Below are 25,440 nucleotides of genomic sequence, written 5' to 3' on the forward strand. Positions count from 1 at the left end.
GCGGCACAGGGCGCGAGTCCGGGCGCGAGTACGGCCGCGTGCCCCGCCCCGCGTACGGCGATGTCCTTCGTCACCGCCCACCCGTGGTCATCCATGGCGACACGTCCCCCTCGTCCCCTGGGCCTCCCAGGCGACGCGTCGTTCCCTGGTCCTCCCAGGCCAGGCGTCGCGCCCCGCGGCCGACCCTGCGGCCGTCACGCTACGGGCCGTCACTCCCGCGCGCGCCGCGGAGACCCGCAGTTCTGCCCGCCGGTTCACCGCAGGCGGGTGTGCGGCCGTCTTCAGGGTCCCTTCAGCTCCGGTTCCCTAGCGTGGCGGCCATGGACCCGATGATCGTGCGCGCCGCCGCGGACCAGACGGCCGAGAGCGGCGCACCGGGCTGGATCAACAGCCTCATGGACAGCCTCGGCGCGCCCGGTGCGGGCATCGCCGTGGCCCTGGAGAACCTCTTTCCGCCGATACCCAGCGAGGTGATCCTGCCGTTGGCGGGCTTCGCCTCGGCGACCGGGCGGATGGACCTGTTCGCCGCGCTGCTGTGGACGACGCTCGGGTCCGTCGTGGGCGCGCTGGCGCTCTACGGTGTCGGGGCGCTCCTCGGCCGGGACCGTACGGTGGCGATCGCGGCACGGCTGCCCCTGGTGAAGGTGACGGACATCGAGCGCACCGAGGCGTGGTTCGCCCGCCACGGCACGAAGGCCGTGTTCTTCGGCCGGATGGTCCCGGTGTTCCGCAGTCTGGTCTCCGTGCCGGCGGGCATCGAACGCATGCCGCTGCCCGTGTTCCTCACGCTGACGACGCTGGGCAGCGCCCTGTGGAACACGGCGTTCGTCCTCGCGGGATACGCGCTGGGCGACAACTGGACCCAGGTGACCGGGTACGTCGACGCCTACTCGAAGGTGGTGCTGGTGGGCGCGCTGGGGGCGGTGGTGCTGTTCGTGACCGTACGGCTGCTGCGGCCTGGGAAGGGGACGCGCCGCGCCTGACCGTGGCCGGTTCCGGCACCGGCCGTGGCGCCGGAAGCCGCACCCGCCACCGCTCCCGAGGCCGCGCGCGGCGTCGCCACCCCCGCACGGCCTCCGTCCGCGACCGTCGCCGTGAACCGGCGGAGGATCTCCTCGCCCGCCTCGACCCCCCGCTCGGCGAGCGCTGTCACATGCCGCGGCGCCCAGTCGGTGTCGGCGAGTTCGCCGTGGCCCGGGCGCCAGGCGTGGTCCGCGGCCAGCAGGAGATCGGCGTCGAGGAGGGAGTCGCCCGCGGCGAGCACGCGCTCGGCCCCGGTGCGCCGCACCAGTTCCCGCACGGCCGCGCTCTTGGTGAGCGGCTTGGGCACCGCGTAGATCTTGCGGCCCTGCAGGGAGACCGTCCAGCCCTTCGTCTCCGCCCAGGCGGAGAGCTCCCGGGTCCAGCCGTCCGGGAGCAGCGAACGCTCCACGACGAGATAGGCGAAGAGGTCCTCGGCGACCCGTTCCTTCAGCAGCCACGCCGGGTCCGCGGCCGCGAGCAGATGGGCGCGGACCTCGGCGAGCGAGGCGCACTCGTCCGCGAGCCGGGCGGCGACCACGCGCTGCCAGTGGCGGTCGGACTCGCCGTCGACCAGCAGATGACCGCCGTTCGCACAGATCGCGTAGCGGGGGGCGGGGCCGGGGAGCCGGATCCTGCCGTACTGCTCGCGGGTGCGGGTCGTCGTCGGTACGAAGACGGCGTTGTCCGCGAGTTCGGTGAGCAGCGCGGCGGCGGCCTCCGTCATGTACGACAACGGCTTGCGCTGGTACACCTCGACGCACAGCAGCCGGGGCGCGAGGGCGTCGGGGACGGTCAGCTGCAGGGCGGCGGCCGAGTAGATGAGCGTCCGGTCGAGATCGCTGGTGATCAGGGAGGTCACTGCGCCGCCACCGCCTTGCCGTCGGCGCCGGTCGCCCCCCGGGTGAACCGGGGGTGGATCAGTCCGACGCAGCTGTAGGGCAGGTCGTCGATCTCCTCGACGGGGACGCCGCGCTGTTCGGCGAGCAGACGTACGTGGTCCAGGTCGGCGCCCGCGCCGCGGCCGGCGAGGATCTTCCACGGGACGCGGCGCAGCAGGACGCGGGTGGTCTCGCCGACCCCGGGCTTGACGAGGTTGACGTCGTGGATGCCGTACTCCTCGCTGATCCGCTCCACCGCCGCCCAGCCGGCCCACGTGGGCGCGCGGTCCGCGGAGAGCAGTTCCTTCACGTCGGCGTCGACGGCGTCGGCCACCTCGTCGAAGCGTGCCTCGACGGTGTCGAGGAAGTGCCCGGACACATCGGCGGCGGCCAGTTCGCGGTAGTACTTCGCGCCGTGGAAGTCGTGCGGTCCGACCAGGTCGGTGCGCAGGACGGTACGCGAGACCAGCCCGGACACCGTGGAGTTGAGGCAGGCGGAGGGGATGAGGAAGTCCTCGCGGGTGCCGTACGTGCGGACGCAGCCGCCGGGGTCGGCGAGCACCGCGATCTCCGGGACGAAGCCGTCGAACTCGCCGAGCGCGGCCGCCAGTTCGCGGGTGATGGCGCCCTTGCCGGTCCAGCCGTCGACGAACACCACGTCGGCCGGGTCGTGGTGGGCGGCGAGCCAGCGCAGCGCGTTGGCGTCGATGCCTCGGCCGCGGACGATGGAGACGGCGTAGTGGGGCAGGTCCAGGCCGTGGCGGTGCCGGGCCCAGCGGCGCATCAGCACCCCGACGGGTGTGCCGGCGCGGGCCAGCGAGACGAGGACGGGGCGCCGCTCGTGGGAGGGAGTGCCGGGGCGGTGGCGCTGCGGGTGCTCGGCGAGGACGGTGTCGGTGACGGCGCCGACGGCGCGGGCGATCCGGGCGGCGGAGGTCTCCAGGGCGGCGTGGAAGAGCGCCTGGTACGCGTCGCTGGGCTGGTACTCCACGGGCAGCGATTCGGCGTAGTGCGCGCCACCGCTCTGTATCGCCTCCTCGCGCTCCTCGGTGGGCGCCTCGAGTTCGACGTCCGAGAGGTCCTGGAGCAGCCAGCCGACCTCGTCGGGCGCGTAGGAGGAGAACTCGGGTCCGCGGAGCGGTTCGGGCAGCATGGGTTCCCTCTCGGGAGCGGGGACGTAACTGGGGACGACGGCGAGCACGACGTGCGGTATGTGCGCGGCGAGCTGCGCGAGCAGTCCGTCCGGGGCGTGGAGGGCGGCCGTGTCGGCGGCCGAGTCCACGACGGCGACGACCGCGTCGAAGCCTCCGCCGGCGACGTTGTAGGCGTACCGCTCGCCCGGGCCGTCGGCCGGTTCGTCGTGGGCGGGGAAGACCAGCCGGGTCCGTATCGCGTAGCCGGGGTCGTCGACGGCGAGGACGGGGGACCGGGTGGTCGTCGAGTAGCGCACCTCGCGCGCGGCGCCGGTCCGCTCCAGTTCGAGCGCGAGCCGCAGCGGCGCGTACATCAGCTCCTCGAAGCCGAGGACGAGGACCCGGGGGCCGTCCGCTTCCGGCGGCGCGGCGGTGCCGGCCGTCGGCGTCCTGCTCCCGGCGGGCGCCGGGAGGCCGCCTGGGCCCAGGGCCTCGGCGAGGCGGTGCGCCATGGCGGGAAGGGCCGCCTCCAGCCCGACGCGGTGCGCGGGCGTGAAACCGTGCCGGCCGCCGTCGGGGACGTCCGCCGGCCAGTCCAGGTCCACGCGTACGGCGTACGGGCTGTCCACCTCGTGCGGCGTGTGAGGGGCGTGCGGTGTGTGCGGCCTGTGAGGGGCGTGCGGCCCGCGCCCGGCGGAGCCGTGCGTACCGTGCGGACCCCGCGTGCCGCCCGTGACGTCAGCGCCGTCCGGGCGCTGCGAGCGGTCCGGGCACTGCGAGCCGTCCGGGCCACCGGTGCCGTGCGGATCCAGCCCGTCGTCCGTACCGTCCGGGCCCCGCCCCCGGTCCGTACCGTCGGCGCCGGGCTCACCGTCGGCGCCGTGCGGCGTGTGCCGCGTGCCGGAGGGGCGGTCCCCCACGGCGGAGGGTGCTCCGGAGGCCACGTCCGCCGTGGCGGACGGGCCGGCGGGTGCGGGGGCCGTGCTCCCGGTCTCGTGGGCCGCGACCAGGGCCTGGCCCTTCTCGAGGACGTCCTCCGGGAGGCGGACCGTGCCGCCGGCGTGCGCCACCAGGTCGATACGGGCGCCGATCTCCTCCGCGAAGGCGTCCAGCCGGCCCAGGTCGTCCGCCGAGCGCATGTCGACGAGGGCGACGATCACGTACCGGCCGCGAGGGTGGCGGGCGTGGAGGTCCCGGATGGTGTTCAGGACGGTGTTGCCGGTGGAGAACTCGTCGTCCACGAGGACCAGCGGCCCCTCGCCGGCGAGCAGCTTCGGGTCCTCCGGCAGCAGCAGGTGCGAGGTGGCGTGGGAGTGGGACTCCTCGAAGCCGCCGGCCCGGGCGACGCCGTCGACGGGACGGCGCGTGGAGTGGAGGTAGGGCGCGAGGGCCAGGCCGTCGGCCACCGAGTGGCCGAGGCCCGTCGCCGTCTCCGCGTAGCCGAGGACGACGGCCCGCGCGGCCTCCTCGCTCCCCAGCAGCTCACGGACGCGCAGGCCCAGCTCGTACCCGTGGCCGTACACGACGGACGGCCTCTGCGGCACGTGCTTGCCGAGCACGTGCGACACCAGGAGGTGCGCACGTTTCGGGTTGCGCCGCAGAGCCAGGCCGAGCAGCTCCTTCAGCCCGTCGTCGCCGACGAGCTCCACGCCCAGTCGCTGGGAGACCCAGCTGCCCGACCACTCCACTGATTCGTCTTCCTCCTTCATCAGCCTGCCAGACCCGCGGTCAGCAGCTCCACGAAGCCGACGTCCTCCCGGGCGACGCCGAAGGCCTCGGCACGCCGGAGGGTGCGCTCCGCCCAGGCGCGGTGCGGCTTCACCTCGTTCATTTTGTTCGTATAGGCCGAACGCATCACTCCGCCCCCTCCCCGCTCCGGGCGAAGGATGTCCTGCGCGTCGCTGAACTCCTCGTGACTGACGACCGACAGAGCGTGGACGGGCAGCACGTGGGAGGGGTGGATGCAGGTCTTGCCGAGGAGACCGTTGGCCCGGTCCAGCTCGATCTCGCGGAGCAGTCCGTCGAGGTCGTGCTCGATCAGCGCCGTGCGCAGCTTCTCGGCCCGCAGCTCCATGAAGGGGCTGTGGCGCAGCTGCGGCTTGAACATGCGCTCCTGGAGGCGGAAGTACTCCCAGACCGGGCCGGTGATGGTGAAACCGGTGCCGTCGGAGCGGCCCAGGACGTTGACGACGTCCGCGATGACGTTGGCGACGATCTGGACGTCGTACGCCGTCATGTCGGGCGGTCGGCGCAGTCCGTAGGCGGAGCAGAAGTCGGTGACACCGAGACGGAGGGCGAGGATCCGGTCCCGGTGGCGGCCGACGGATCGGGCGATGCCGGCCAGGGTCTCGTACCGGGTCTCGAGGTGGAGGAGCTCGGGCGATTCGAGCACCGGCATCACGTAGAGCATGCGGCCGATCACGGATTCGGCTGCGGCGACGGCCTCCAGGAAGGGCCCGCCGCGCTCCTCGGTGAACTTGGGAAGTACAAAACCGGACAGCAGTCGGCTCGACGCGCCGAGCCGCCGGACGAGGTCCTCGATCTGGCCGGGCTCGCGGACCCGGACGAACAGCAGCGGGGGCTCGGTCCCGCGCTCGTCGAGGTCGGCGAACTGGCGGACGAGGTTCTCCTCGGCGGTGGAGACGTCGGCGTCGTCGATGGAATCCTCCAGGCAGAGGACCATCGAGACCACTCCGCGGGCGGCCTGCTTGAGCACGTCGCCGGCGAGGCCCGGCCGGGTGGCGGGGCTGTAGAGCGTGGCTCCGAGAGCCACGGAGAGCATGGCCGCGGGAGAGCCGGCGTCGAATTCCGCCGGCTCCTGATGGAACAGTTCCTTCCGGGCAGTGGCCGGGATTTGCCCGAAATGACGCATCTGAATCCCCCGTACTGCCTGTGCGGCCCTGTGGTTTGGGTGGCCGGTAATAGTACGTAGGGACAGGTGTCGCGAGTTCCCCAGTCGGATGAAATCCAGGTAACTCGTGCACTTCGGTCCCCGACACAGACTGCCCCCCACCGGTGCGGGGCATGCCGGGCCGGACCCTCCGGGTCCGTACGGCTGTACGGGGCGCCCTGAGGCGGTCCCGGTACGGGCCGGCACCGGCCGCCCGACCGCGTACGGTGCCCGGCAGCGAACCCCGCGTTGTCCGCACGGGGCGCGGGAGGGCAGGATGACGGGCATGACGCACGCGATGCTGAAGGGTTCCAACGTTCCGCTCGGAGCGGCCTCGATCCGGGCAGTGCTGCGCTGGACCCCCGGCGCCGGAGTGCCGGACGTGGACGCCTCCGCCCTGCTGCTGGGCGCCGACGGCCGTGTGCGCGCCGACGAGGACTTCGTCTTCTACAACCAGCCCCGGCACCCCTCCGGGTTCGTACGGCTGCTGCCCAAGAAGCGCACCGCCGAGGGACTCACCGACACGGTCCAGGCGGACGTCGGCTCACTGGACGCCTCCGTGGACCAGGTGGTGCTCGCGGCGTCGTCCGACGGCGGCACGTTCAGCGGTGTCGCGGACCTGCGGATCATGCTGTACGACGCCGCGGTGCCGGACGGTGAGCCGCTGGCCGTCTTCGACGTCCGTGCGGAGACGGGCGAGGAGACCGCGGTCATCTGCGGCGAGCTGTACCGGCGCGGCGACGGCTGGAAGTTCCGCGCGGTGGGTCAGGGCTACCCGACCGGGCTGATCGGTCTGGCCACGGCGTTCGGCATCTCGGTGGACGACAGCGAGCCGTCCGCCGCGGCTTCCGCACCGGAGCACGAGACGCAGGCCCAGCCCCCGTCCCCGCCGGAGGCGCAGCCTCAGCCGCAGCCCGAACCGTCGTACGGGTACCCCCAGCCGGTGTCCCCGGCGACGCAGCCCGCGTACGGCTACCCCCAGCCCGCGTCCCCGGCGACGCAGCCCGCGTACGGCTACCCCCAGCCCGCGTCCCCGGCGACGCAGCCGGCCTACGGCTATCCGCAGCCCGCCGCCGCGGCCGGTCCCGCGCCCGATCCGGACTTCCGGCTGCCGCCGATGGGGCCGCAGTTCATCCGTCAGTAGCCCCGCGCCGGCGGAACCCACGGACGACCGGAAGGCTCCGCACGACCCCTTCCTCCGTGCCGGCGGCGTTCGCCCGGCGGCACCCGGCAGCCGCTGCGCCCCGCCGCGGGCGCCCAGACGGTACGGAGCCCCCGCCGTCGGGCGCCCAGCACGGTACGGAGCCCCCGCCGTCAGGGGCTCAGGCCTTGGTCTTGTAGCCGCGGCCCCACTGCAGACCCCAGCCGTAGAGCCGGTCCAGCTCGGCCTGGAAGCCGTACACGAACTTCACCTCGCGGCGCACGACCAGCTCGCCCTTGACGTTCTCGACCATGAACACGGCGCACGAGCGGGCCTGCGGGGCGCGCTCGTCCAGTTCGATCTCCACCCGCGGCCCGTTGCTGGGATAGAGCGTGACCTTCGCGTGCGTGCGGTCGAACGCGGGCGTCCGGTCGTAGATGTAGACGAAGAACAGCAGGCGCCGGATCGCGTCCCGGTGGTCCAGATTGACGAACAGCGTCTCCCCGGACGGAGCGCCGAAGCGGTCGTCGCCGCTGAGGCGGACGTACGGCGGCTCGTTCAGACTGCCGAAGAAGCTGCCGAGCGGCTGCACCACGCCCTTGCTGCCGTCCGTCATCTCGTACAGGCAGCCGAGGTCGAGGTCCACGTTGACGACGCCCTGCGTGTGGGCCTGGACCACCTCGGGCCGGAAGAGCTTCGACGGATTGCGCAGCAGCCGCCCGCTCTGCCGCGACCGGCCCTCGATGTCGGAGGTCCGCATCCGCCAGGAGAGGTTGACCCGCAGATTGCCCGTGGCGGCGCTCTGCTTGGAGAGCGAGACCTGAGGGCGCCGCCTGGTCAGCTGGATGGAGTTGGTCGAGGCACTGCCCGAGTCGAACTGCGCTGCCCTGCCACGCCACAAACCGTCCCAGAAGGCCATGTCCCACCCCTGACTGCGCCGGCCCCCTCCCGGAGCCGGTCCCGGTACACCGCGCGGCCCCGTGACCCGGGGGCCCGGCAGCCGCGCGGGGCGGCCCGGAGACCATGTGCCTCCCGGCCGCCCCGCTGAGAGCGTTCCTCGAACCCCGCGGTGTCACACTTCCTTTGCCGCGAGTGCCTCTTCCTTCTCCTCGTGCGCCCTCAGGCGCCGGTTGCGCCGCACGGAGGACCAGAAGGACCAGGCGATCAGGGCCACACCGATGAGGCCGGTGACGACCTCGGGGACCTCGTACTGGATGGTGATCAGCAGGATCACGGCCAGCGCGCCGATCGCGTAGTGGGCGCCGTGCTCCAGGTAGACGTAGTCGTCGAGGGTGCCCTGGCGGACCAGGTAGACCGTGAGGGACCGGACGTACATGGCGCCGATGCCGAGGCCGAGCGCGATGACGACCGGGTCGTTGCTGACCGCGAAGGCGCCGATGACGCCGTCGAACGAGAAGGACGCGTCCAGCACTTCGAGGTACATGAACATGAAGAAGGCTGCCTTGCCGACGAGCTTGGCGGCGGAGACCGGCTTCCCGGCCCGCTTGGCCTCCTCCTCTGCCTCGTGCTCGCGCTCCTCCTCCTCTTCGAGCTTTTCCTCGAAGAAGCCGGAGAGACCGCCGACGACCATGTACGTGACGAGGCCGGCGACACCGGCGAGCAGCACCGTCGACGACTTGTCGACGTGCACCCCGCCGTACTGGTGGGCGTGGACGGCGAAGGTGGTCGCGGTGATCAGCAGGATGATGAGCGCGACACAGGCCGCCAGCATGTCGATCTTGCCCAGCTTGGCCAGGGGCCGCTCCAGCCAGGCGAGCCACTTGATCTCCCGGTCCTCGAAGATGAAGTCGAGGAAGATCATGAGGAGGAACATGCCTCCGAACGCCGCGATGGCGGGGTGGGCGTCGGTGACCAGTTCCTCGTAGCGCTCGTGGTCGTTCAGGGCGAGGTCGACCGCCTCGATGGGACCGAGCTGCGCCGTGATCGAGACGATGACGACGGGGAACACCAGCCGCATGCCGAAGACGGCGATCAGGATGCCGATGGTGAGGAAGATCTTCTGCCAGAACTCGCTCATCTTCTTCAGCACGCCGGCGTTGACCACCGCGTTGTCGAAGGAGAGCGAGACCTCCAGGATGGACAGGATCGCGACGAGCCCGAAGGCCGTCCATCCCCCGTAGAACACCGCAGCGACCAGGCCGAGCGCAGTGACTGCGAACGACCAGCCGAAGGTTTTCAGTACCACTGGCTACCCAATCGTTGTGTACGGAGCTCCCCCGCCGAGAGCGGGATTCCCCCCGCGCCGCACGCGGCTTTGCGCTGCCTTGTCGCCGGGGCGGACCCCCGGACCCCGACAGGGGTCCAGGACCTCCGGTCCCCGTTTTTGACCAAGCCGGAGCAGTGCTTTAGGAAACGTTGACCCCGAAGTCTAGAGCGATGCCGCGGAGCCCCGACGCGTACCCCTGGCCCACCGCCCGGAACTTCCATTCGCCGCCGTACCGGTACAGCTCTCCGAAGATCATCGCCGTTTCGGTGGAGGCGTCCTCGCTCAGGTCGTACCGGGCGAGCTCCTGGCCGTCGGCCTGGTTCACCACCCGGATGAAGGCATTGCTGACCTGGCCGAACGTCTGGCCCCGATTGTCCGCCTCATGGATCGAGACGGGGAAGATGATCTTGTCGCAGTGCAGCGGCACCTTCGTGAGGTCCACGATCAGGGACTCGTCGTCCCCGTCGCCCTCGCCCGTGAGGTTGTCCCCGGTGTGCGTGACCGAACCCTCGGGGCTCGTCAGATTGTTGTAGAAGACGAAGAACTCGTCCCCCAGCACCCGGCCCGACTGGCAGAGCAGTGCGCTGGCGTCGAGGTCGAAGGGCGCTCCGGTGGTGGAGCGCGCGTCCCAGCCGAGCCCGACGAGGACCTGGGTGAGGTTCGGTGCGGCCTTGGAGAGGGAGACATTGCCTCCCTTGGCGAGCGTGACGCCCATGTCGGTGTCCTCCCCTGAACGTACGGAACTGCAGGCGCGTCCGGCGCCGCACGGATGTGTGCGGCGCCGGACACTTCAGGTGATGTCGGCTCAGACGTTGACGCCGAAGTCCTGCGCGATGCCGCGCAGGCCCGAGGCGTAGCCCTGGCCGATGGCACGGAACTTCCACTCCGCGCCGTTGCGGTACAGCTCACCGAAGACCATGGCGGTCTCGGTCGAGGCGTCCTCGCTCAGGTCGTACCGGGCGAGCTCCTCGCCGTTGGCCTGGTTCACCACGCGGATGAACGCGTTGCGGACCTGGCCGAAGGACTGCTGACGGGTCTCGGCGTCATAGATCGACACCGGGAAAACGATCTTCTGGACGTCGGCGGGGACCCCGGCCAGATTGACCTTGATCTGCTCGTCGTCGCCCTCGCCCTCACCGGTGAGGTTGTCACCGGTGTGCTCCACCGAGCCGTCGGCGCTCTTCAGGTTGTTGAAGAAGACGAAGTTGCCGTCGACCGCGACCTTGCCCTCGGCGTTCGTCAGCAGTGCGCTGGCGTCGAGGTCGAAGTCGGTGCCGGTGGTGGTGCGGACGTCCCAGCCCAGACCGACGGTGACCGCGGTCAGGTTGGGGGCGGCCTTGGTCAGCGAGACGTTGCCGCCCTTGCTGAGGCTGACTCCCACGAGTCCTCCCATGTGGTTTCAGGGGCAGCGCCCCCGTCGTGCGTTGGCATTCGGATCAACGACTGGATCCTAGTGACCGGTTCCCGGGCGAAACAGGTAGTTGGCCCGAAGGATCACAGGGTGTCGATCGCCGTCACAGGGTGTCCAGTGCCTTGACGTAGTCGTTCAGGTCGCGGGCGTCGGGCAGGCCGTTGACGACGGTCCAGCGCACCACGCCCTCCTTGTCGATGATGAAGGTGCCGCGCACGGCGCAGCCCTTGTCCTCGTCGAAGACGCCGTACGCGCGCGAGGTCTCGCCGTGCGGCCAGAAGTCCGACAGCAGCGGATACTCGAGGCCCTCCTGCTCGGCGAAGACGCGCAGGGTGTGGATGGAGTCGTTGGAGACGGCGAGCAGCTGGGTGTCGTCGTTGACGAACGTCGGCAGCTCGTCGCGGAGCGCGCAGAGCTCGCCCGTGCACACCCCGGTGAAGGCGAAGGGGTAGAAGAGCAGCACCACGTTCTTCTCACCGCGGAACTCGGCGAGGGTCACGGTCCGCCCGTGGTTGTCCTTGAGCTCGAAGTCCGGGGCCTTGGTGCCGACCTCGATCGCCATGACTGGTGCATCCCTTCGTTGGCCGCTCCGGCACCGGAGCGCCGCATCGGCCGTGGGCCGCCGCCGCGGCTCCGGGCCGCTGATGCGCCCAGCCTACGCACAGGGCCCCCGCCGGCGGTCCGCCGGCGGGGGCCCGGAGTCAGCTGTGGATCAGCGCTTGGCCTTGGGCGTGGCCAGCCTGCTGCCGGTCCAGTCCTTGCCCGCGTTGATGCTCTTGGTCTGCGAGAGGCCCGCCGTCTGCGAGGCCTCGTTGATGTCACTGGGCTCGACGTAGCCGTCACGGCCGGTCTTCGGCGTCATGAGCCAGACGAGTCCGCCCTCGTCGACGAGGCCGATGGCATCCACGAGCGCGTCCGTGAGGTCGCCGTCCTCGTCGCGGAACCACAGCAGGACGACGTCCGCGACGTCGTCGTACTCCTCGTCGACGATTTCCTGGCCGATGGCGGCTTCGATGCCCTCACGGAGCTCGTGCTCGACGTCGTCGTCGTAGCCGATCTCCTGGACCACCTGTCCGGGCTCGAACCCCAGCCTTGCGGCCGGGTTGGTCCGCTCCTCCGCGTGGTCCGCGGTCGCGCTCACGGCTTGCCTCCTGATCTTGTTTCGGAAAATGCTTCAGCCGCGCGCGTACGCGAGGCATTGGCCGTAGTCCACACGGGCGGGACGGATCGCGCAAGTACCCGGCCGCCGAGACCGCCGAAACGGTGACGTTTACGGCCGTGTCGCCCCAACTCAGGGACGGGCGTCCGTCCGCCCTGGTGAGTCGGACTCACCCCTTCGCACCCTTTGTACGCTTCCGTGCCCACGGTTCGCCAATCGGGGACGGTTGGTTACCGTTCGGTAGAGATGACGTTTTGCTCCCCGGGGGTACACGATGGGGAGCGCGTAACGACATACCAACCGACCAGCGAAGGAACAGCGTGGCTTCCGGATCAGATCGCAACCCGATCATCATTGGCGGCCTTCCGAGCCAGGTCCCGGACTTCGATCCGGAGGAGACCCAGGAGTGGCTCGACTCGCTCGACGCCGCCGTCGACGAGCGCGGCCGTGAACGGGCCCGCTACCTCATGCTGCGACTGATCGAGCGGGCCCGCGAGAAGCGCGTGGCCGTGCCCGAGATGCGCAGCACGGACTACGTGAACACCATCGCGACCAAGGACGAGCCGTTCTTCCCGGGCAACGAGGAGATCGAGCGGAAGATCCTCAACGCCACCCGCTGGAACGCCGCGGTGATGGTGTCCCGCGCCCAGCGCCCCGGGATCGGCGTCGGCGGACACATCGCCACCTTCGCCTCCTCCGCCTCCCTCTACGACGTGGGCTTCAACCACTTCTTCCGCGGCAAGGACGAGGGCGACGGCGGCGACCAGATCTTCTTCCAGGGCCACGCCTCGCCCGGCGTGTACGCCCGCGCGTTCCTGCTGGACCGGCTGAACGAGACCCAGCTCGACGCCTTCCGCCAGGAGAAGTCGAAGTTCCCGAACGGGCTGTCGTCGTACCCGCACCCGCGGCTGATGCCGGACTTCTGGGAGTTCCCGACCGTCTCGATGGGCCTCGGCCCGATCGGCGCGATCTACCAGGCGCGGATGAACCGCTACATGGAGGCGCGCGGCATCGCCGACACCTCGCGCTCGCACGTGTGGGCGTTCCTCGGCGACGGCGAGATGGACGAGCCGGAGTCGCTCGGCCAGCTGTCGATCGCCGCCCGCGAGGGCCTGGACAACCTGACGTTCGTGGTCAACTGCAATCTGCAGCGGCTCGACGGCCCGGTGCGCGGCAACGGCAAGATCATCCAGGAGCTGGAGTCGATCTTCCGCGGCGCCGGCTGGAACGTGATCAAGCTGATCTGGGACCGCACGTGGGACCCGCTGCTCGCCCGCGACCGCGACGGCATCCTCGTCAACCGGCTGAACACGACGCCGGACGGCCAGTTCCAGACGTACGCCACGGAGACGGGCGACTACATCCGCCGGCACTTCTTCGGCGACGACCAGCGGCTGCGCGCCATGGTCGAGAACATGACCGACGACCAGATCCTCCACCTGGGCCGCGGCGGCCACGACCACCGGAAGATCTTCGCGGCCTACTCCGCGGCCCGCGCCCACAAGGGCCAGCCGACGGTGATCCTGGCCCAGACGGTCAAGGGCTGGACGCTGGGCCCGAACTTCGAGGGCCGCAACGCGACCCACCAGATGAAGAAGCTGACGGTCGACGACCTCAAGGGCTTCCGCGACCGGCTGCACCTCCCGATCAGCGACGGCGAGCTGGAGTCCGGCCTGCCGCCGTACTACCACCCGGGCCGCGACTCGGAGGAGATCCAGTACATGCACGACCGCCGCAAGTCGCTGGGCGGGTACGTCCCGACCCGCGTCGTGCGGTCGCAGCCGCTGGCCCTGCCGGACGAGAAGACGTACGCGGCCGTGAAGAAGGGTTCCGGTCAGCAGTCGATCGCCACCACCATGGCGTTCGTCCGGCTGCTCAAGGACCTCATGCGGGACAAGGAGATCGGCAAGCGGTTCGTGCTGATCGCACCGGACGAGTACCGCACGTTCGGCATGGACTCGTTCTTCCCGAGCGCGAAGATCTACAACCCGCTCGGCCAGCAGTACGAGGCCGTGGACCGTGAGCTGCTCCTGGCGTACAAGGAGTCGCCGACCGGGCAGATGCTGCACGACGGCATCTCGGAGGCGGGCTGCACGGCCTCGCTGATCGCGGCCGGCTCGGCCTACGCCACCCACGGCGAGCCGCTGATCCCGGTCTACGTCTTCTACTCGATGTTCGGTTTCCAGCGGACGGGCGACCAGTTCTGGCAGATGGCCGACCAGCTCTCGCGCGGATTCGTCCTCGGTGCGACCGCCGGGCGCACGACGCTGACCGGTGAGGGTCTGCAGCACGCGGACGGCCACTCCCAGCTGCTGGCCTCCACGAACCCCGGCTGTGTCGCCTACGACCCGGCGTTCGGCTTCGAGATCGCGCACATCGTCGAGGACGGCCTGCGCCGGATGTACGGCGGCGACGCCGAGCACCCGCACGGCGAGGACGTCTTCTACTACCTGACCGTCTACAACGAGCCCATCCAGCACCCGGCCGAGCCCGAGAACGTCGACGTGGAGGGCATCCTCAAGGGCATCCACCGCTTCAGGGAGGGCGAGGCGGGCCAGATCCCGGCGCAGATCATGGCGTCCGGTGTGGCCGTCCCGTGGGCCCTGGAGGCGCAGCGGATCCTCGCCGAGGAGTGGAACGTCAGGGCCGGCGTCTGGTCGGCGACCTCCTGGAACGAGCTGCGGCGCGAGGCCGTGGCGACCGAGGAGTACAACCTGCTCCACCCCGAGGAGGAGCAGCGCGTGCCGTACGTGACGCAGAAGCTCACCGGCGCCGAGGGCCCGTTCGTGGCCGTGTCCGACTGGATGCGATCCGTTCCGGACCAGATCTCGCGCTGGGTGCCCGGCCGCTACACCTCGCTGGGTGCGGACGGCTTCGGCTTCGCCGACACCCGGGGCGCGGCCCGCCGGTACTTCCACATCGACGCGCAGTCGATCGTGCTGGCGGTCCTCACCGAGCTCGCCCGGGAGGGCAAGGTCGACCGCTCGGTGCTGAAGCAGGCCGTGGACCGCTACCAGCTGCTGGACGTGGCGGCGGCCGACCCGGGTCCCGCGGGCGGCGACGCGTAGGCGTGCCGGAACTGCGGTCGTAGGCGGGTGCGGAGGGAGGGCTCCTTCCGCACCCGCCTACGATCCCGGGCATGAAGGAACGTACGGCGCAGATGCGCTGGGAGGCCCGCACCCAGGGGCCGCTGCTGGTGCTCGCCGTGGTGTTCGGGCTCGCGTACGCGGTGCCGATCGTGCTGCCGGACGCATCCGCGGTGGTCCACCAGAGCTGTCTGTTCGTCGAATGGACGGTCTGGGGCGCCTTCGCGGTCGACTACCTGGTACGGCTGTGGCTGGCGCCGTACCGGTGGCTCTTCGTGCGGAAGCATCCGCTGGACCTGCTCGCGGTGCTCCTGCCGCTGGTGCAGCCGCTGCGGCTGCTGCGGGTGGTCTCCACCCTCCTCCTGGTCGGCCGGCGGGCCCGGATGGCCCCGCAGATCACGCTCACCACGTACGTGGCCGGCGCGGTCGTCGGGCTGATGATGTTCGGCTCGCTCGCGGTGCTGGCCGTCGAGCGGGACGCGCCCGAGGGGAACATCCGGACGCTGGGTGACGCCGTCTGGTGGTCGTTCACCACGATGACGACCGTCGGCTACGGCGACCACGCGCCGACGACCGGCCTGGGGCGGGTCCTCGCGGTCGGGCTCATGCTGTCCGGGATCGCGCTGCTCGGTGTCGTGACCGCCAACATCGCGGCCTGGTTCATCTCGCGCTTCGAGCGCGACGACGCCGAGGAGCGCCGCCAGACGGCGCTCCTGGAGGCCCTGACCCGGGAGGTCGGGGAACTGCGGGCGGAGGTGGCGCGGCTGTCGGCGGTGCCGGCGACCGCGCCCGACGAGCCCGCCGTACCGCGGCCTAGTTCTCCCACACCTTGAACGCCCGGACCCGGTACGGGGTCTGCGGCACCCATGTCCCGCCGCCCGGGTACGTCTCGAACTCACCGGTCTCCGCGCACTCCGCCGACTGGTAGGCGGTGACGGGGCGGCCGGTGCGGTTGGCGAGGGCCTGGGCGCCGGCGCCCGCCGGGAGCGGGACACAGGACTCGATGTCGATGCCGGACAGCTCGTGGACGTGGCGCGCCCCGGTGAAGCCCGGTTTCGCCCAGAGGCAGAGCTCGCCGGGGGCGCAGCTGCCGAGCCGCGGCTGCGGTGCGGCCCGGACGGCCTGCGCGGTCCGGGTCGCCGGGGCCGGGTCGGCGGGCGAGGCCGGTGAGGCCGGTGAGGCCGGTGAGGCCGGTGAGGCCGGTGAGGCCGGAGCGAGCAGGCACAGGGCGGCCAGGGCCGCGGTGGTGAGGACGGTCGTACGCATGAGGATCAACCCCCGTGTCGGTGTGTCGGCAGGTGCCCGTACCGGAATCCGGGACCGTCCGTGCGCGTCGCGCCGTCCGTCCGGACCTCCGTGGCGGATCACCTGTCCGCACCCTGACCGGTGGCGCGGGCGGCCCGGAAGACCTGCCGGACCGGTTCATCCTGATGGGCGACAGCCCCGCCGGGACCTCCCCCGGGGGCCTTCGCGGCACGGGAGGGGCCCCTCGGCGGGGCTGTCGTACGCGGGGAGTCGGCGCCGCGCGAGACGCGCGGGCCCGGGGTCAGATGTGGGCCGCGCCCGCACCCGCCTCGGCGTTCTCGCCGCGCTTGGTGAAGAGGGCCACCGCGGCCGCCACCACGGCGACGATGCCGGCGACGGTGAAGGCCATGCCCATGCCCGAGATGAAGGTGTCGTGGGTGACCTGGGTGATCTGCGCCGCGACCGGCTGCGGGGTGCCGGGCGCCAGCGGGGCCATCCCGACCTCGACGGCCTGCTCGGCCAGGCCGAGCTGCTCGGGGGGCAGCGGGGGCAGTTCGGCGTCCGCCCAGTTCTCCGCGAAGTCGGAGCTGACCTTGGCCGACATCACCGCGCCCAGCACGGCCGTGCCGAGGCTGCCGCCGACCTGCATGGCCGCCTGCTGGAGACCACCCGCGACACCGGAGAGCTCCAGCGGGGCGTTGCCGACGATGACCTCGGTGGCGCCGACCATGACCGGGGCCAGGCCGAGGCCGAGGAGCGCCAGCCACACGGACATGGGCAGGGTCCCGGTGTCCGCCGAAAGAGTGGTCATGCCGAACATCGCGACGGCGGTGCACACCATGCCGCCGACGAGCGGAACGCGCGGGCCGAACCTGGTGATGAGCGCACCGGCGAGCGGCGAGGAGACGATCATCATCGCGGTGAGCGGCAGCAGGTGGAGTCCGCTGTCCACCGCGCTCATCCCGTGCACGTTCGCCAGGTAGAAGGTGACGAAGAACAGGCCGCCCATGAAGGCGAAGGCCATGAGGACCATCAGCACCGTGCCCGCGGAGACCGGGACGGAGCGGAACAGCCGCAGCGGGATGAGGGGCTCCGCCACCCGGGTCTCCCAGACCGCGAACAGCACGAAGAGGACCAGGGCGCCGGCCAGCCAGCCCAGCGTGCTCGCCGAACCCCAGCCCCACTCACCGGCCTTGATCAGCGGCCAGATGAGGGCGAACATCGCGCCGGACAGCAGCACGATGCCGGGGATGTCGAAGGACCGCGGGGCGTTCTCGGCGCGGTGGTCCTTGAGGATGACCAGGCCGAGGGCGAGCGCGACGACGCCGACGGGCACGTTGATGAAGAAGACGGACTGCCAGCTGACGTGCTCCACGAGCACACCGCCGAGGATCGGACCGCCGGCGGTGGAGGCGCCGATGACCATGCCCCAGATACCGATGGCCATGTTGAGCTTCTCGGCGGGGAAGGTGGCCCGCAGCAGGCCGAGCGCCGCGGGCATCAGCAGCGCACCGAAGAGTCCCTGGAGCACGCGGAAACCGACGACGAGGGCGATGGAGTCGGAGAGCCCGATCGCGGCGGAGGCCGCGCCGAACCCCGCGACCCCGATCAGGAAGGTCTGGCGGTGGCCGAAGCGGTCACCGAGCTTGCCGGCGGTGATCAGCGCGACAGCGAGCGCCAGCAGATATCCGTTGGTGATCCACTGGACATCGGCGAGGGTCGCGCCCAGATCCCGCTGGATGGCCGGGTTGGCGATAGCGACGATCGTGCCGTCCAGGGCGACCATCATCACGCCGATGGCCACGGCGAAGAGCGTCAGCCAGGGGTGTCCGCGGAGCCCCTTGGCCGGTGCCGGCGCGGGACCGTGGTCCACGGGCACCTTGTCGACGGTGGTCTGACTAGTCATACCGGAGACATTATGTCAGTCACTGACAGTTGACAAAAGAATTCATCCGTCGGTAACTGTCACCTGGCTCACAAGTACGCTGAGCTGGGAAAAGCGACACATGGACGACGGAGAGCGGGCTCATAGGTGACGGGAACCGGACTGCGTGCGCTGAAGAAGCAACGCACCCGCGACGCCCTGCTGCGCGCGGCGCTGGAGCTCTTCACGACGCAGGGGTACGAGCACACGACGGTCGACGAGATCGCCGACGCCGTCGAGGTCTCCCAGCGCACCTTCTTCCGCTACTTCGCCAACAAGGAAGAGGTCGTCTTCGCCGTCCAGGACATGGTCGAGTCCCACTTCGTCGACGCGCTGCGCCGACGCCCGCCGGAGGAGGGGCCGTTCGAGGCGATGCGGCATGCGGTGCGGTCGGCGTGGGACACCATAGGAGAGGCCATCGGGGAGGTCGTCCCGGTCGAACTCCACATGCGGGCCTACCAGATGATCGAGTCGACCCCGTCCCTGCTCGCCGTCCATCTGCGCCGCTCCGCCGAACTGGACGAGCAGGTCGCCCGGCTGATCGCCGAGCGCGAGGGCCTCGACGTCGACACCGACCCCCGGCCGCGCGTGGCCGTCGCCGCCTTCGCCGCCGTGATGCGGGTCACCGGCCGGCTCTGGGGGCAGGGCGAGGATCCCAGCGTCGAGGCCATCCGGGAGCTGACCGAGGACTACCTCGACCATCTGGAACCCGCCCTCGCCACGGACTGGCGCGCACCCGCCGCGCGTCCCGCCCGCGGCCGGACGGACCGCACGCCGCCGGCGGCACCGGATCAGGCGGACCGCGGCTCCCGGACCTCCCCGGACCGGACGGAACCTGCGCCGCCGGCTGCCGCGGACGCACCGGAACGTGAGGCCGGCGCACACACGGAGTAGCCGCACGCCGGTCATGTGCCCCCAGACGCGTGATCTCCCTCACGGTCGCCGTGAGCGCCCCCGGGCTCCCCCTAGGCTGTTCCCCCAGTGACTGCTTTCGACTCCTCCCCCACACTGAACGTCTGGCGCGCCCTCCTTGCTCTCGCCGTGGTGTTCGTCCTGCTCGCGACCACCGGTTGGACCGCTGTACGGCACCAACGCGGCCCGGTCGACGCCCGGGCGGCCGCGACGACGGCGTGGGAGCAGGCCCGAATCGGGCACCGCGCGCTGCCGGACCTGGAGTCGTCCCCCGGCGTCCTGGCCGGTTTCTTCTCCTCCCTCGGCGGCAGGCAGGCGGCCTCGCTGGCGGAACGTCATCCGCTCGTCGTGGGCAATCTCAACGGCGCGCCGGTGACGCTGCGCTACCGCGCCAACCGCGTCGCGCTGGCCGAGGCACGCCGGGTCGAGCAACGGCGGATGCGCGACGGCAGACTCTCCGCCGAGGGGCGCCACGAGGCGAGCCGGCGCATGCACCGCTACGAGTCGCTGCTGCGCCCCGGCCGCCAGATCCTCGCCTTCGACCCGACCGGGAAGGGCCGGGTCGCCGAGGTGTTCGGCGACCTCGACCGGGCCCAGCGGGTCTCCGTGATCGTCCCGGGGGTCGACACCGACGTCCTGACCTTCGAGCGGAGCAAGCGCAGGTACTCGGCCCCTGTGGGCATGGCGCAGTCGCTCTACTCGGCGGAGCGCGCCGCCGCCCCCTCCGTGCGTACGGCCGTCATCGCCTGGGCCGACTACACCTCGCCGACGGGCGTCGGTCTGGACGCCTCCACCGGCCGCCTGGCCGCGAACGGCGCGAACCGACTGGTCGCCCTGACGGGGGCGCTGCCCGGCCGGGCCGAGGTGTCGCTGTTCTGCCACAGCTACGGTTCGGTGGTCTGCGGGGTCGCCGCGCGTGAACTGCCCGGGCGCGTACGCGACATGGCGGTCGCCGGCAGCCCCGGCATGCGCGCCGAGACCGCGGCCCAGCTGGGGACGGACGCCCGGGTGTGGGCGATGCGGGACAGCGACGACTGGATCGAGGACGTGCCGTACCTGGAGGTCGGCGGGCTCGGCCACGGTGCCGACCCGGTGACGCCGGACTTCGGGGCACGCGTGCTGTCGGCGGCGGGAGCGGTCGGCCACACCGGCTATTTCGAGCCGGGCACGGAGAGCCTCAGCAACTTCGCCGAGATAGGCGTCGGTTCGTACCGGACGGTCAGCTGTGAAGACGGCAACTCCGCGTGCCGCAGTGGAATTTACGGTGCGGAAGTGATCTGACGCGCGTAGAGCACGGTGGCGAGGGGCATATGACCGCCTTGTTCACGGGGGCGACGCGCGGGCGCCCGCCGCATACGATGAGGCGCATGGGTGATGTGCTGGCCGGAATTCATGCCACCTGGGAGTTCGAACCGGACTCCGTGCTCATCCGCTTCACTCGGGGGAACCGCGGCACGCCGAAGCTGTTCCAGGTGCTGGAAGAACGGCACGTCCCCCTCGAAGCGCTCGAGTCGGTGACCCTCTCCCCGGGCAAACGCGGCACCGTGGTGCTGCACGCGGTGCCGAGACCGGGCGCCGATCCGCTGATGGACGCGGCAGCGGGCCAGCTCAAGGAGGGCGCGGACCCGTACCGGCTGGTGCTGCCCGCGGAGCGCGAGACGCTGGCCGAGTACTACGCCGACGAACTCCGCGCCGTCCTGCCCGGCCCGGACACCGGCCCGGCCGCCCGGTACCTGGTCTCGTCCGTCGGAGCGCCGCTGCAGTTCAAGGCGTACGACGGCAAAGCCGTGTTCGACGGGGACAAGGTGTCCTTCCGCTGGTCGTGGACGGGGGCCTCGTCCGCGAAATGGAAGGCAGGCGACCAGAACTACGCCGTCTCCGAGCTGGCCGGGGTCGAGTGGCGCTCCCCCGAGGTCTTCGACGGCCATCTGCGGCTGCTGCTCCGCGGCGGCGTCCCGGGCGGTGCCGGGGACCGGCCGGCGCAGGCCGACCAGGACCCGGCCGCGGTGGTCTTCGGCCTCGGCTACGGACCGGTGCACGAGTCGCTGCCGTTCGCGGCGGCGGTCCTGGAGGCGGTCCGCGAGTGCGCGCCCGCGCCGCCGGCCGCGGCGGCGCCCCCGCGCGACCCGGCGGGCGTCGCGGAGCGGATACGGCACCTCGGCGAACTGCACAGCGCGGGGCTGGTCACGGACGAGGAGTTCCGCACCAAGAAGGCCGAACTGCTCGCCGAGTTGTAGGACCGGGTACCGGCGAACGCCCCGGACCGCGGCACCGTCGGCACCACCCGAGGTCGTACCAGGACCGCGGGTACCACGGCCCGGGACGTCATACCGGGGTATGGCATCCCGGCCGGCCCCGAGGTATGACGCGGTGGCCTCTCCGGGATGCCTACGCTGAGGCCACTATGACCACCACGCCCCCCTCCGCCGAGAACGACCACCCGGAGCCGGCGCCGGCACGGATCCCCCGGGTGCGGCACCGGCTGCGGGACGTCTCCCTCCCCGAAGCCGGTGCAGCAGGTCCGTTCCGCCGCGCGGGAGTCGCTGACGTCCCTCGGCACCGCGCTGACCTCGCCCGCCCCGTCGTCCGGCCCACCGCTGCCGATGACGTCCTCGCGCGTCCGCCAGTGGCTGCCGTACGTGCTCGCGCTGGCCGCCGTGAGTGCGCTGCTGCCCGTCACGATCAACGTCCTCACCCAGGACTACCGGCTCGGCGGCGCCCTCGCCGGAGCCCTGGCCACGGCACAGACCGCGCCGCTGCTGCCGGCCGTGACCCGTCCGCTGCAGGCCTGGTGGATCGTCTTCGCCGCCGATGTGCTCGGCGCGATGGCCCTGCTGGGCGCGGCGGGCACACAGGGCCGGAGCTGGCCCTGGACGCCGATGGCCGTCGTCGGCTACCTGCTGCTGATGCTCTGCCTGGGGCTGCGCGAACGGCGGCGCACCCTGGTGGCCGTCTGGCTGGTGACGGGCGCGGCCGGCTTCCTCTTCGATCGAGCTGGTCTCGCAGAACAGCAGCGACGGCATCCACGTGCTGCTGTTCGTGCTCAGCGGCATCGTCCTGCTGGTCGCCGACACCCTGCGCAGCCGCGGCGAGGTGCAGCGGCGGCTCGCCGAGCAGGAGACCATCAGCGAGCACAGGACGGTCCCGGCGCACCCTGCTGGAGGAGCGGGCCCGCATCGCCCGCGAGCTGCACGACGTGGTCGCCCACCACATGTCGGTGATCACCGTGCAGGCCGACTCGGCCCCGTACCGCGTCGACGGGCTTCCGGCGGCCGCCCGGGAGGAGTTCGCCACGATCGCGGCCGGCGCGCGCGAGTCCCTGACCGAGATGCGGCGGCTGCTCGCGGTGCTGCGCAGCGAGGGCTCGGAGGGCGAACGCGCCCCCCAGCCGGGACTCGACCGGCTGCAGCAGCTGGTGGAGGCGACGGTGCGGGCCGGGGTACCGGCCGAGTTGTCGCTCCCACCGCCGGCTCGTCCTCGCCCTCCGCCTCCGGGAGCGCGCCGACCGCGCCGAGGCCGGTCTGAGCGCTACTCACGGGAGTCCGACGTCGAGGACATGTCCGGGTACCGCTCCCCCACGACGCGCTCCGCGATCGGCTCCAGCAGCGCCAGTTCGTCCGGGGTGAGCGTGATCCGCGTCGCCGCGGCGTTCTCCTCCAGGCGCCCGCGCCTGCGGGTGCCCGGGATGGGGACGACCGGGAGGCCGTGGACGTCGGCCCGCTGCTGGACCCAGGCGAGGGCGATCTGCGCCGGTGTCGCCCCGTGCGCTGCGGCGATCGTGCGGACGGGCGCCAGCAGTGCCGCGTTCGCCGCGGCCGCGTCGCCGGTGAACCGCGGCTGCATGCGCCGGAAGTCGTCCTCGGAGAGCTCCGCCGCGTTCACGAACGATCCGGTGAGGAAGCCCCTGCCGAGGGGCGAGTACGGCACCAGCGCCACCCCGAGATCCGCGGCCGCGCCCACCGCGCTCCGCTCGACGGAGCGGCTGAAGAGGGACCACTCCGACTGCAGCGCGGCGATGGGGTGCACGGCGTGGGCCTCGCGCAGTTCCGCGCCGGTCACCTCGCTGAGGCCGAGATGGCGCACCTTGCCCGCCCGCACGAGTTCCGCCATCGCGCCGACGGATTCGGCGAGCGGCACGCCGGGGTCGCGGCGGTGCATGTAGTAGAGGTCGATCACGTCGACGCCGAGCCGGCGGAGGCTGGCCTCGACGGCCTCGCGGATGTACGCGGGCTCGTTGCTGATGCCCCGGAAGGTCGGGTCGTCGGCGCGGCGGACGATGGAGAACTTGGTGGCGAGGGTGATCTCGTCCCGGTGAGCCGTCACGAACGGCCTGAGGAACTCCTCGTTGGCGCCGCTCCCGTATATGTCCGCCGTGTCGAAGAGCGTGACGCCGGCCTCCAGCGCCGCGTCCAGGGTGTCGCGTGCCGCGGCCCCGTCGGTGTCGCCGTAGAACTCGCTCATGCCCATGCAGCCGAGCCCCTGCACCCCGACCTCGGGACCCGCCGTGCCGAGCCGTACCTTCTCGATCGTGCCGTCCGTCATGGGGCTCAGGCCCTCTCCGGCGCCCGCTGGGCGCCCGCATAGAAGTTGATCTTGTAGTCGAGCACGGCGAGGGTGTCCTGGAGCTCGGTGATCCGGGCGCGGACGTCGCGCCGCGTCGACTCCAGCAGCTCCTGGCGCTGCTCGTAGGTGTGGTCGCCCTCGCGCGCCAGTTCGGCGTAGCGGACCATGTCGGCCACCGGCATCCCGGTCCGCCGGAGCTTGCCGACGAAGGTCAGCCAGTCCAGGTCGCGGTTCCTGAAGCGCCGCTGTCCGGTGTGCGAGCGGTCGATGTGCGGCATCAGGCCGATCCGCTCGTACCAGCGCAGCGTGTGCGCGCTCAGGCCGGTCCAGTCGGCGACCTCGCTGATGGTGTAGTGGTCCTGCCCTTCGGGGCGGGGGTGGGCGGGTGGCGCCGATGCGCAGATGTCGGTCGTCGCGGATGTGGTCTCCAGCACCGTCATGACCTCCACGCTAGAAGGTTCGAGTGCACTCGAAGCAAGCGAAATCCTGTCGGTTCCGCGCCGGGGGCGGCCGCCGCAGCGGTAGCCTCCCCCTTCCGTGAGCCTCGCACGACCCGCACTCCCCGACGACGCCGAGGAGCTGGTCCGCCTCCGTGCCGTCATGCTCGCGTCGACGGCGCGGCACCCGGCGTCGGAGACGGGCTGGCAGGCCGCCGCCGTCGAGACCTTCCGCAGGCGTCTCGCCGATCCCGAGGGGGACATGGCCGCGTTCGTGGTGGCACGGCCCGGAGGGCTCGCCGCCAGCGCCGTCGGCACGATCGAGCACCGCGTCGGGGGCCCTGCCGATCCCAGCGGGCGGACCGGCTACGTCTTCAGCGTCGCCACCGACCCCGACCTGCGCCGCCGGGGCCACTCACGCGCGTGCGTGGAGGGGCTGCTCGGCTGGTTCCGGGCGCGCGGGGTCCGCAGGATCGACCTGCGGGCGAGCGCCGAGGCCGAGCCCCTGTACGCCTCCCTCGGCTTCGTACGGACCACCGATCCCGCGATGCGGCTGACCCTTTAGGCTCGTAGCCATGCAGAGCCTGGCGCTGATCGAGAACTGGCCCGTCCCCACCGCGGCCGCCGCCGTCGTGCGCGCGGACGGCACCGTCGCCGGTGCCCACGGCCCCACGGGACACCGCTTCCCGCTGGCCTCGGTCACCAAGCCGCTCGCGGCGTACGCCGCACTCGTCGCGTACGAGGAGGGCGCGGTGGAGCTGGACGAACCCGCCGGGCCCGACGGCTCCACCGTGCGGCACCTGCTGGCGCACACCAGCGGCCTCGCGTTCGACGAGCACCGGGTGACGGCCCCGCCCGGGAACCGCCGGCTGTACTCGAACGCCGGTTTCGAGGTGCTCGGCGACCACATCGCGAAGGCCACCGACATCCCGTTCGCCGAGTATCTGCGTCAGGCCGTGCTGGAGCCGCTGGGCATGACGTCGACGACGCTCGACGGCTCGCCCGCGAAGGACGGCGTCTCGACGGTCGACGACCTCGTGCGTTTCGCCGCCGAGGTGCAGGCCCCGCGGCTGCTCGACCCCAGGACGGTCCTGGAGGCGATGTCGGTGGTGCATCCTGGCCTGTCGGGCGTGCTGCCCGGCTACGGCCACCAGAAGCCGAACGACTGGGGACTCGGCTTCGAGATCCGCGACGGCAAGTCCCCGCACTGGACCGGCGCGGCGTCCTCGCCCCGCACCTTCGGCCACTTCGGCCAGTCCGGCACGTTCCTGTGGATCGACCCGGACGCCGGCGCCGCGTGCGTGGCGCTGACCGACCGCGCCTTCGGGCCCTGGGCGGTCGAGGCCTGGCCGCCGTTCACCGACGCGGTCCTCGCGGAACTGCGCGGCCGGGCGCACTGAGCACCAGGGCC

General features: G+C 71.7%; 22 protein-coding genes and 1 pseudogene. 10 read left to right on the forward strand and 13 right to left on the reverse strand.

Going from position 1 to position 25,440, the window contains the following annotated elements; all coding sequences use genetic code 11:
* Positions 1-329: 329 nt before the first annotated feature.
* Complete coding sequence (locus QRN89_RS10740; RefSeq protein WP_290353652.1) at positions 330-983, forward strand: DedA family protein; 654 nt, start codon at positions 330-332, stop codon at positions 981-983.
* On the opposite strand, the gene QRN89_RS10745 is transcribed toward QRN89_RS10740, so the two are convergent.
* The 3 genes from QRN89_RS10745 to QRN89_RS10755 are packed head-to-tail and all read right to left on the reverse strand — an operon-like array spanning position 887 to position 5,906.
* A complete protein-coding gene (locus tag QRN89_RS10745; protein ID WP_290349130.1) occupies positions 887-1,882 on the reverse strand; it encodes an HAD family hydrolase in 996 nt (331 codons plus the stop codon). The genes QRN89_RS10740 and QRN89_RS10745 overlap by 97 nt on opposite strands.
* Entirely contained in the window at positions 1,879-4,743 is a 2,865-nt protein-coding gene (locus tag QRN89_RS10750; protein WP_290349131.1) for a phosphoribosyltransferase domain-containing protein, read from the reverse strand. The genes QRN89_RS10745 and QRN89_RS10750 overlap by 4 nt, the downstream gene beginning before the upstream one ends.
* Positions 4,743-5,906: an HpcH/HpaI aldolase/citrate lyase family protein gene (locus QRN89_RS10755; RefSeq protein WP_290349132.1), complete on the reverse strand. Its 1,164-nt coding sequence runs from the start codon at positions 5,904-5,906 to the stop codon at positions 4,743-4,745. Before QRN89_RS10755 ends, QRN89_RS10750 begins: the two co-directional genes overlap by 1 nt.
* Positions 5,907-6,210: 304 nt before the next feature.
* Between QRN89_RS10755 and QRN89_RS10760 the strand changes: the two genes are divergently transcribed.
* Entirely contained in the window at positions 6,211-7,068 is an 858-nt protein-coding gene (locus QRN89_RS10760; protein WP_290349133.1) for a TerD family protein, read from the forward strand.
* 178 nt (positions 7,069-7,246) lie between these two features.
* On the opposite strand, the gene QRN89_RS10765 is transcribed toward QRN89_RS10760, so the two are convergent.
* The 6 genes from QRN89_RS10765 to QRN89_RS10790 form a co-directional block, all read right to left on the reverse strand.
* Positions 7,247-7,984 (reverse strand): TerD family protein, encoded by a 738-nt coding sequence (locus QRN89_RS10765; protein ID WP_290349134.1) that lies wholly within the window; start codon positions 7,982-7,984, stop codon positions 7,247-7,249.
* A 153-nt stretch (positions 7,985-8,137) separates the two neighbouring features.
* Entirely contained in the window at positions 8,138-9,271 is a 1,134-nt protein-coding gene (locus QRN89_RS10770) for a DUF475 domain-containing protein (RefSeq protein ID WP_290349135.1), read from the reverse strand.
* Between the two features lie 160 nt (positions 9,272-9,431).
* Positions 9,432-10,007 (reverse strand): TerD family protein, encoded by a 576-nt coding sequence (locus QRN89_RS10775; RefSeq protein ID WP_290349136.1) that lies wholly within the window; start codon positions 10,005-10,007, stop codon positions 9,432-9,434.
* Between the two features lie 90 nt (positions 10,008-10,097).
* Positions 10,098-10,673 carry a TerD family protein gene (locus tag QRN89_RS10780; protein ID WP_290349137.1) on the reverse strand — a complete coding sequence of 192 codons (576 nt, stop codon included), beginning with the start codon at positions 10,671-10,673 and terminating at the stop codon, positions 10,098-10,100.
* 133 nt (positions 10,674-10,806) lie between these two features.
* Complete coding sequence (locus tag QRN89_RS10785) at positions 10,807-11,265, reverse strand: peroxiredoxin (RefSeq protein ID WP_290349138.1); 459 nt, start codon at positions 11,263-11,265, stop codon at positions 10,807-10,809.
* A gap of 150 nt (positions 11,266-11,415) precedes the next feature.
* Positions 11,416-11,844, reverse strand: a complete 429-nt coding sequence (locus tag QRN89_RS10790) for a DUF3052 domain-containing protein (RefSeq protein ID WP_290349139.1) — start codon at positions 11,842-11,844, stop codon at positions 11,416-11,418.
* A gap of 338 nt (positions 11,845-12,182) precedes the next feature.
* Between QRN89_RS10790 and aceE the strand changes: the two genes are divergently transcribed.
* Both aceE and QRN89_RS10800 read left to right on the forward strand, forming a co-directional pair.
* Positions 12,183-14,930, forward strand: coding sequence for a pyruvate dehydrogenase (acetyl-transferring), homodimeric type (gene aceE, locus QRN89_RS10795; protein WP_290349140.1), 2,748 nt, complete (start codon positions 12,183-12,185; stop codon positions 14,928-14,930).
* A gap of 71 nt (positions 14,931-15,001) precedes the next feature.
* Positions 15,002-15,781 carry a potassium channel family protein gene (locus QRN89_RS10800; protein WP_290349141.1) on the forward strand — a complete coding sequence of 260 codons (780 nt, stop codon included), beginning with the start codon at positions 15,002-15,004 and terminating at the stop codon, positions 15,779-15,781.
* Here QRN89_RS10800 and QRN89_RS10805 read toward each other — a convergent pair.
* Positions 15,762-16,214, reverse strand: coding sequence for a peptidase inhibitor family I36 protein (locus tag QRN89_RS10805; protein ID WP_290349142.1), 453 nt, complete (start codon positions 16,212-16,214; stop codon positions 15,762-15,764). The genes QRN89_RS10800 and QRN89_RS10805 overlap by 20 nt on opposite strands.
* A gap of 280 nt (positions 16,215-16,494) precedes the next feature.
* The gene (locus QRN89_RS10810; protein ID WP_290349143.1) at positions 16,495-18,099 is read right to left on the reverse strand and encodes an MFS transporter; all 1,605 of its coding nucleotides are present in this window, start codon (positions 18,097-18,099) and stop codon (positions 16,495-16,497) included.
* Between the two features lie 126 nt (positions 18,100-18,225).
* Between QRN89_RS10810 and QRN89_RS10815 the strand changes: the two genes are divergently transcribed.
* From QRN89_RS10815 to QRN89_RS10830, 4 genes and pseudogenes are all read left to right on the forward strand, one after another.
* Positions 18,226-19,011 (forward strand): TetR/AcrR family transcriptional regulator, encoded by a 786-nt coding sequence (locus tag QRN89_RS10815; RefSeq protein ID WP_290349144.1) that lies wholly within the window; start codon positions 18,226-18,228, stop codon positions 19,009-19,011.
* Positions 19,012-19,098: 87 nt separating this feature from the next.
* Positions 19,099-20,310: an alpha/beta hydrolase gene (locus tag QRN89_RS10820; RefSeq protein ID WP_290349145.1), complete on the forward strand. Its 1,212-nt coding sequence runs from the start codon at positions 19,099-19,101 to the stop codon at positions 20,308-20,310.
* A gap of 86 nt (positions 20,311-20,396) precedes the next feature.
* Positions 20,397-21,266, forward strand: a complete 870-nt coding sequence (locus QRN89_RS10825; protein ID WP_290349146.1) for a DUF4429 domain-containing protein — start codon at positions 20,397-20,399, stop codon at positions 21,264-21,266.
* A 167-nt stretch (positions 21,267-21,433) separates the two neighbouring features.
* A pseudogene (locus QRN89_RS10830) lies at positions 21,434-22,489 on the forward strand (sensor histidine kinase); the annotation flags it as partial.
* Between the two features lie 68 nt (positions 22,490-22,557).
* On the opposite strand, the gene QRN89_RS10835 reads toward QRN89_RS10830, so the two are convergent.
* Both QRN89_RS10835 and QRN89_RS10840 read right to left on the reverse strand, forming a co-directional pair.
* Complete coding sequence (locus QRN89_RS10835; RefSeq protein WP_290349147.1) at positions 22,558-23,571, reverse strand: aldo/keto reductase; 1,014 nt, start codon at positions 23,569-23,571, stop codon at positions 22,558-22,560.
* Positions 23,572-23,576: 5 nt separating this feature from the next.
* Positions 23,577-24,032 carry a MerR family transcriptional regulator gene (locus QRN89_RS10840; protein WP_290349148.1) on the reverse strand — a complete coding sequence of 152 codons (456 nt, stop codon included), beginning with the start codon at positions 24,030-24,032 and terminating at the stop codon, positions 23,577-23,579.
* A 97-nt stretch (positions 24,033-24,129) separates the two neighbouring features.
* On the opposite strand from QRN89_RS10840, the gene QRN89_RS10845 reads away from it, so the two are divergent.
* A complete protein-coding gene (locus QRN89_RS10845; RefSeq protein ID WP_290349149.1) occupies positions 24,130-24,594 on the forward strand; it encodes a GNAT family N-acetyltransferase in 465 nt (154 codons plus the stop codon).
* Positions 24,595-24,604: 10 nt separating this feature from the next.
* Positions 24,605-25,429, forward strand: a complete 825-nt coding sequence (locus tag QRN89_RS10850; protein ID WP_290349150.1) for a serine hydrolase domain-containing protein — start codon at positions 24,605-24,607, stop codon at positions 25,427-25,429.
* The last annotated feature ends 11 nt before the right edge of the window (positions 25,430-25,440 follow it).

This window comes from Streptomyces sp. HUAS CB01 (genome assembly GCF_030406905.1).
GTDB classification, from domain to species: Bacteria; Actinomycetota; Actinomycetes; order Streptomycetales; family Streptomycetaceae; genus Streptomyces; species Streptomyces chengbuensis.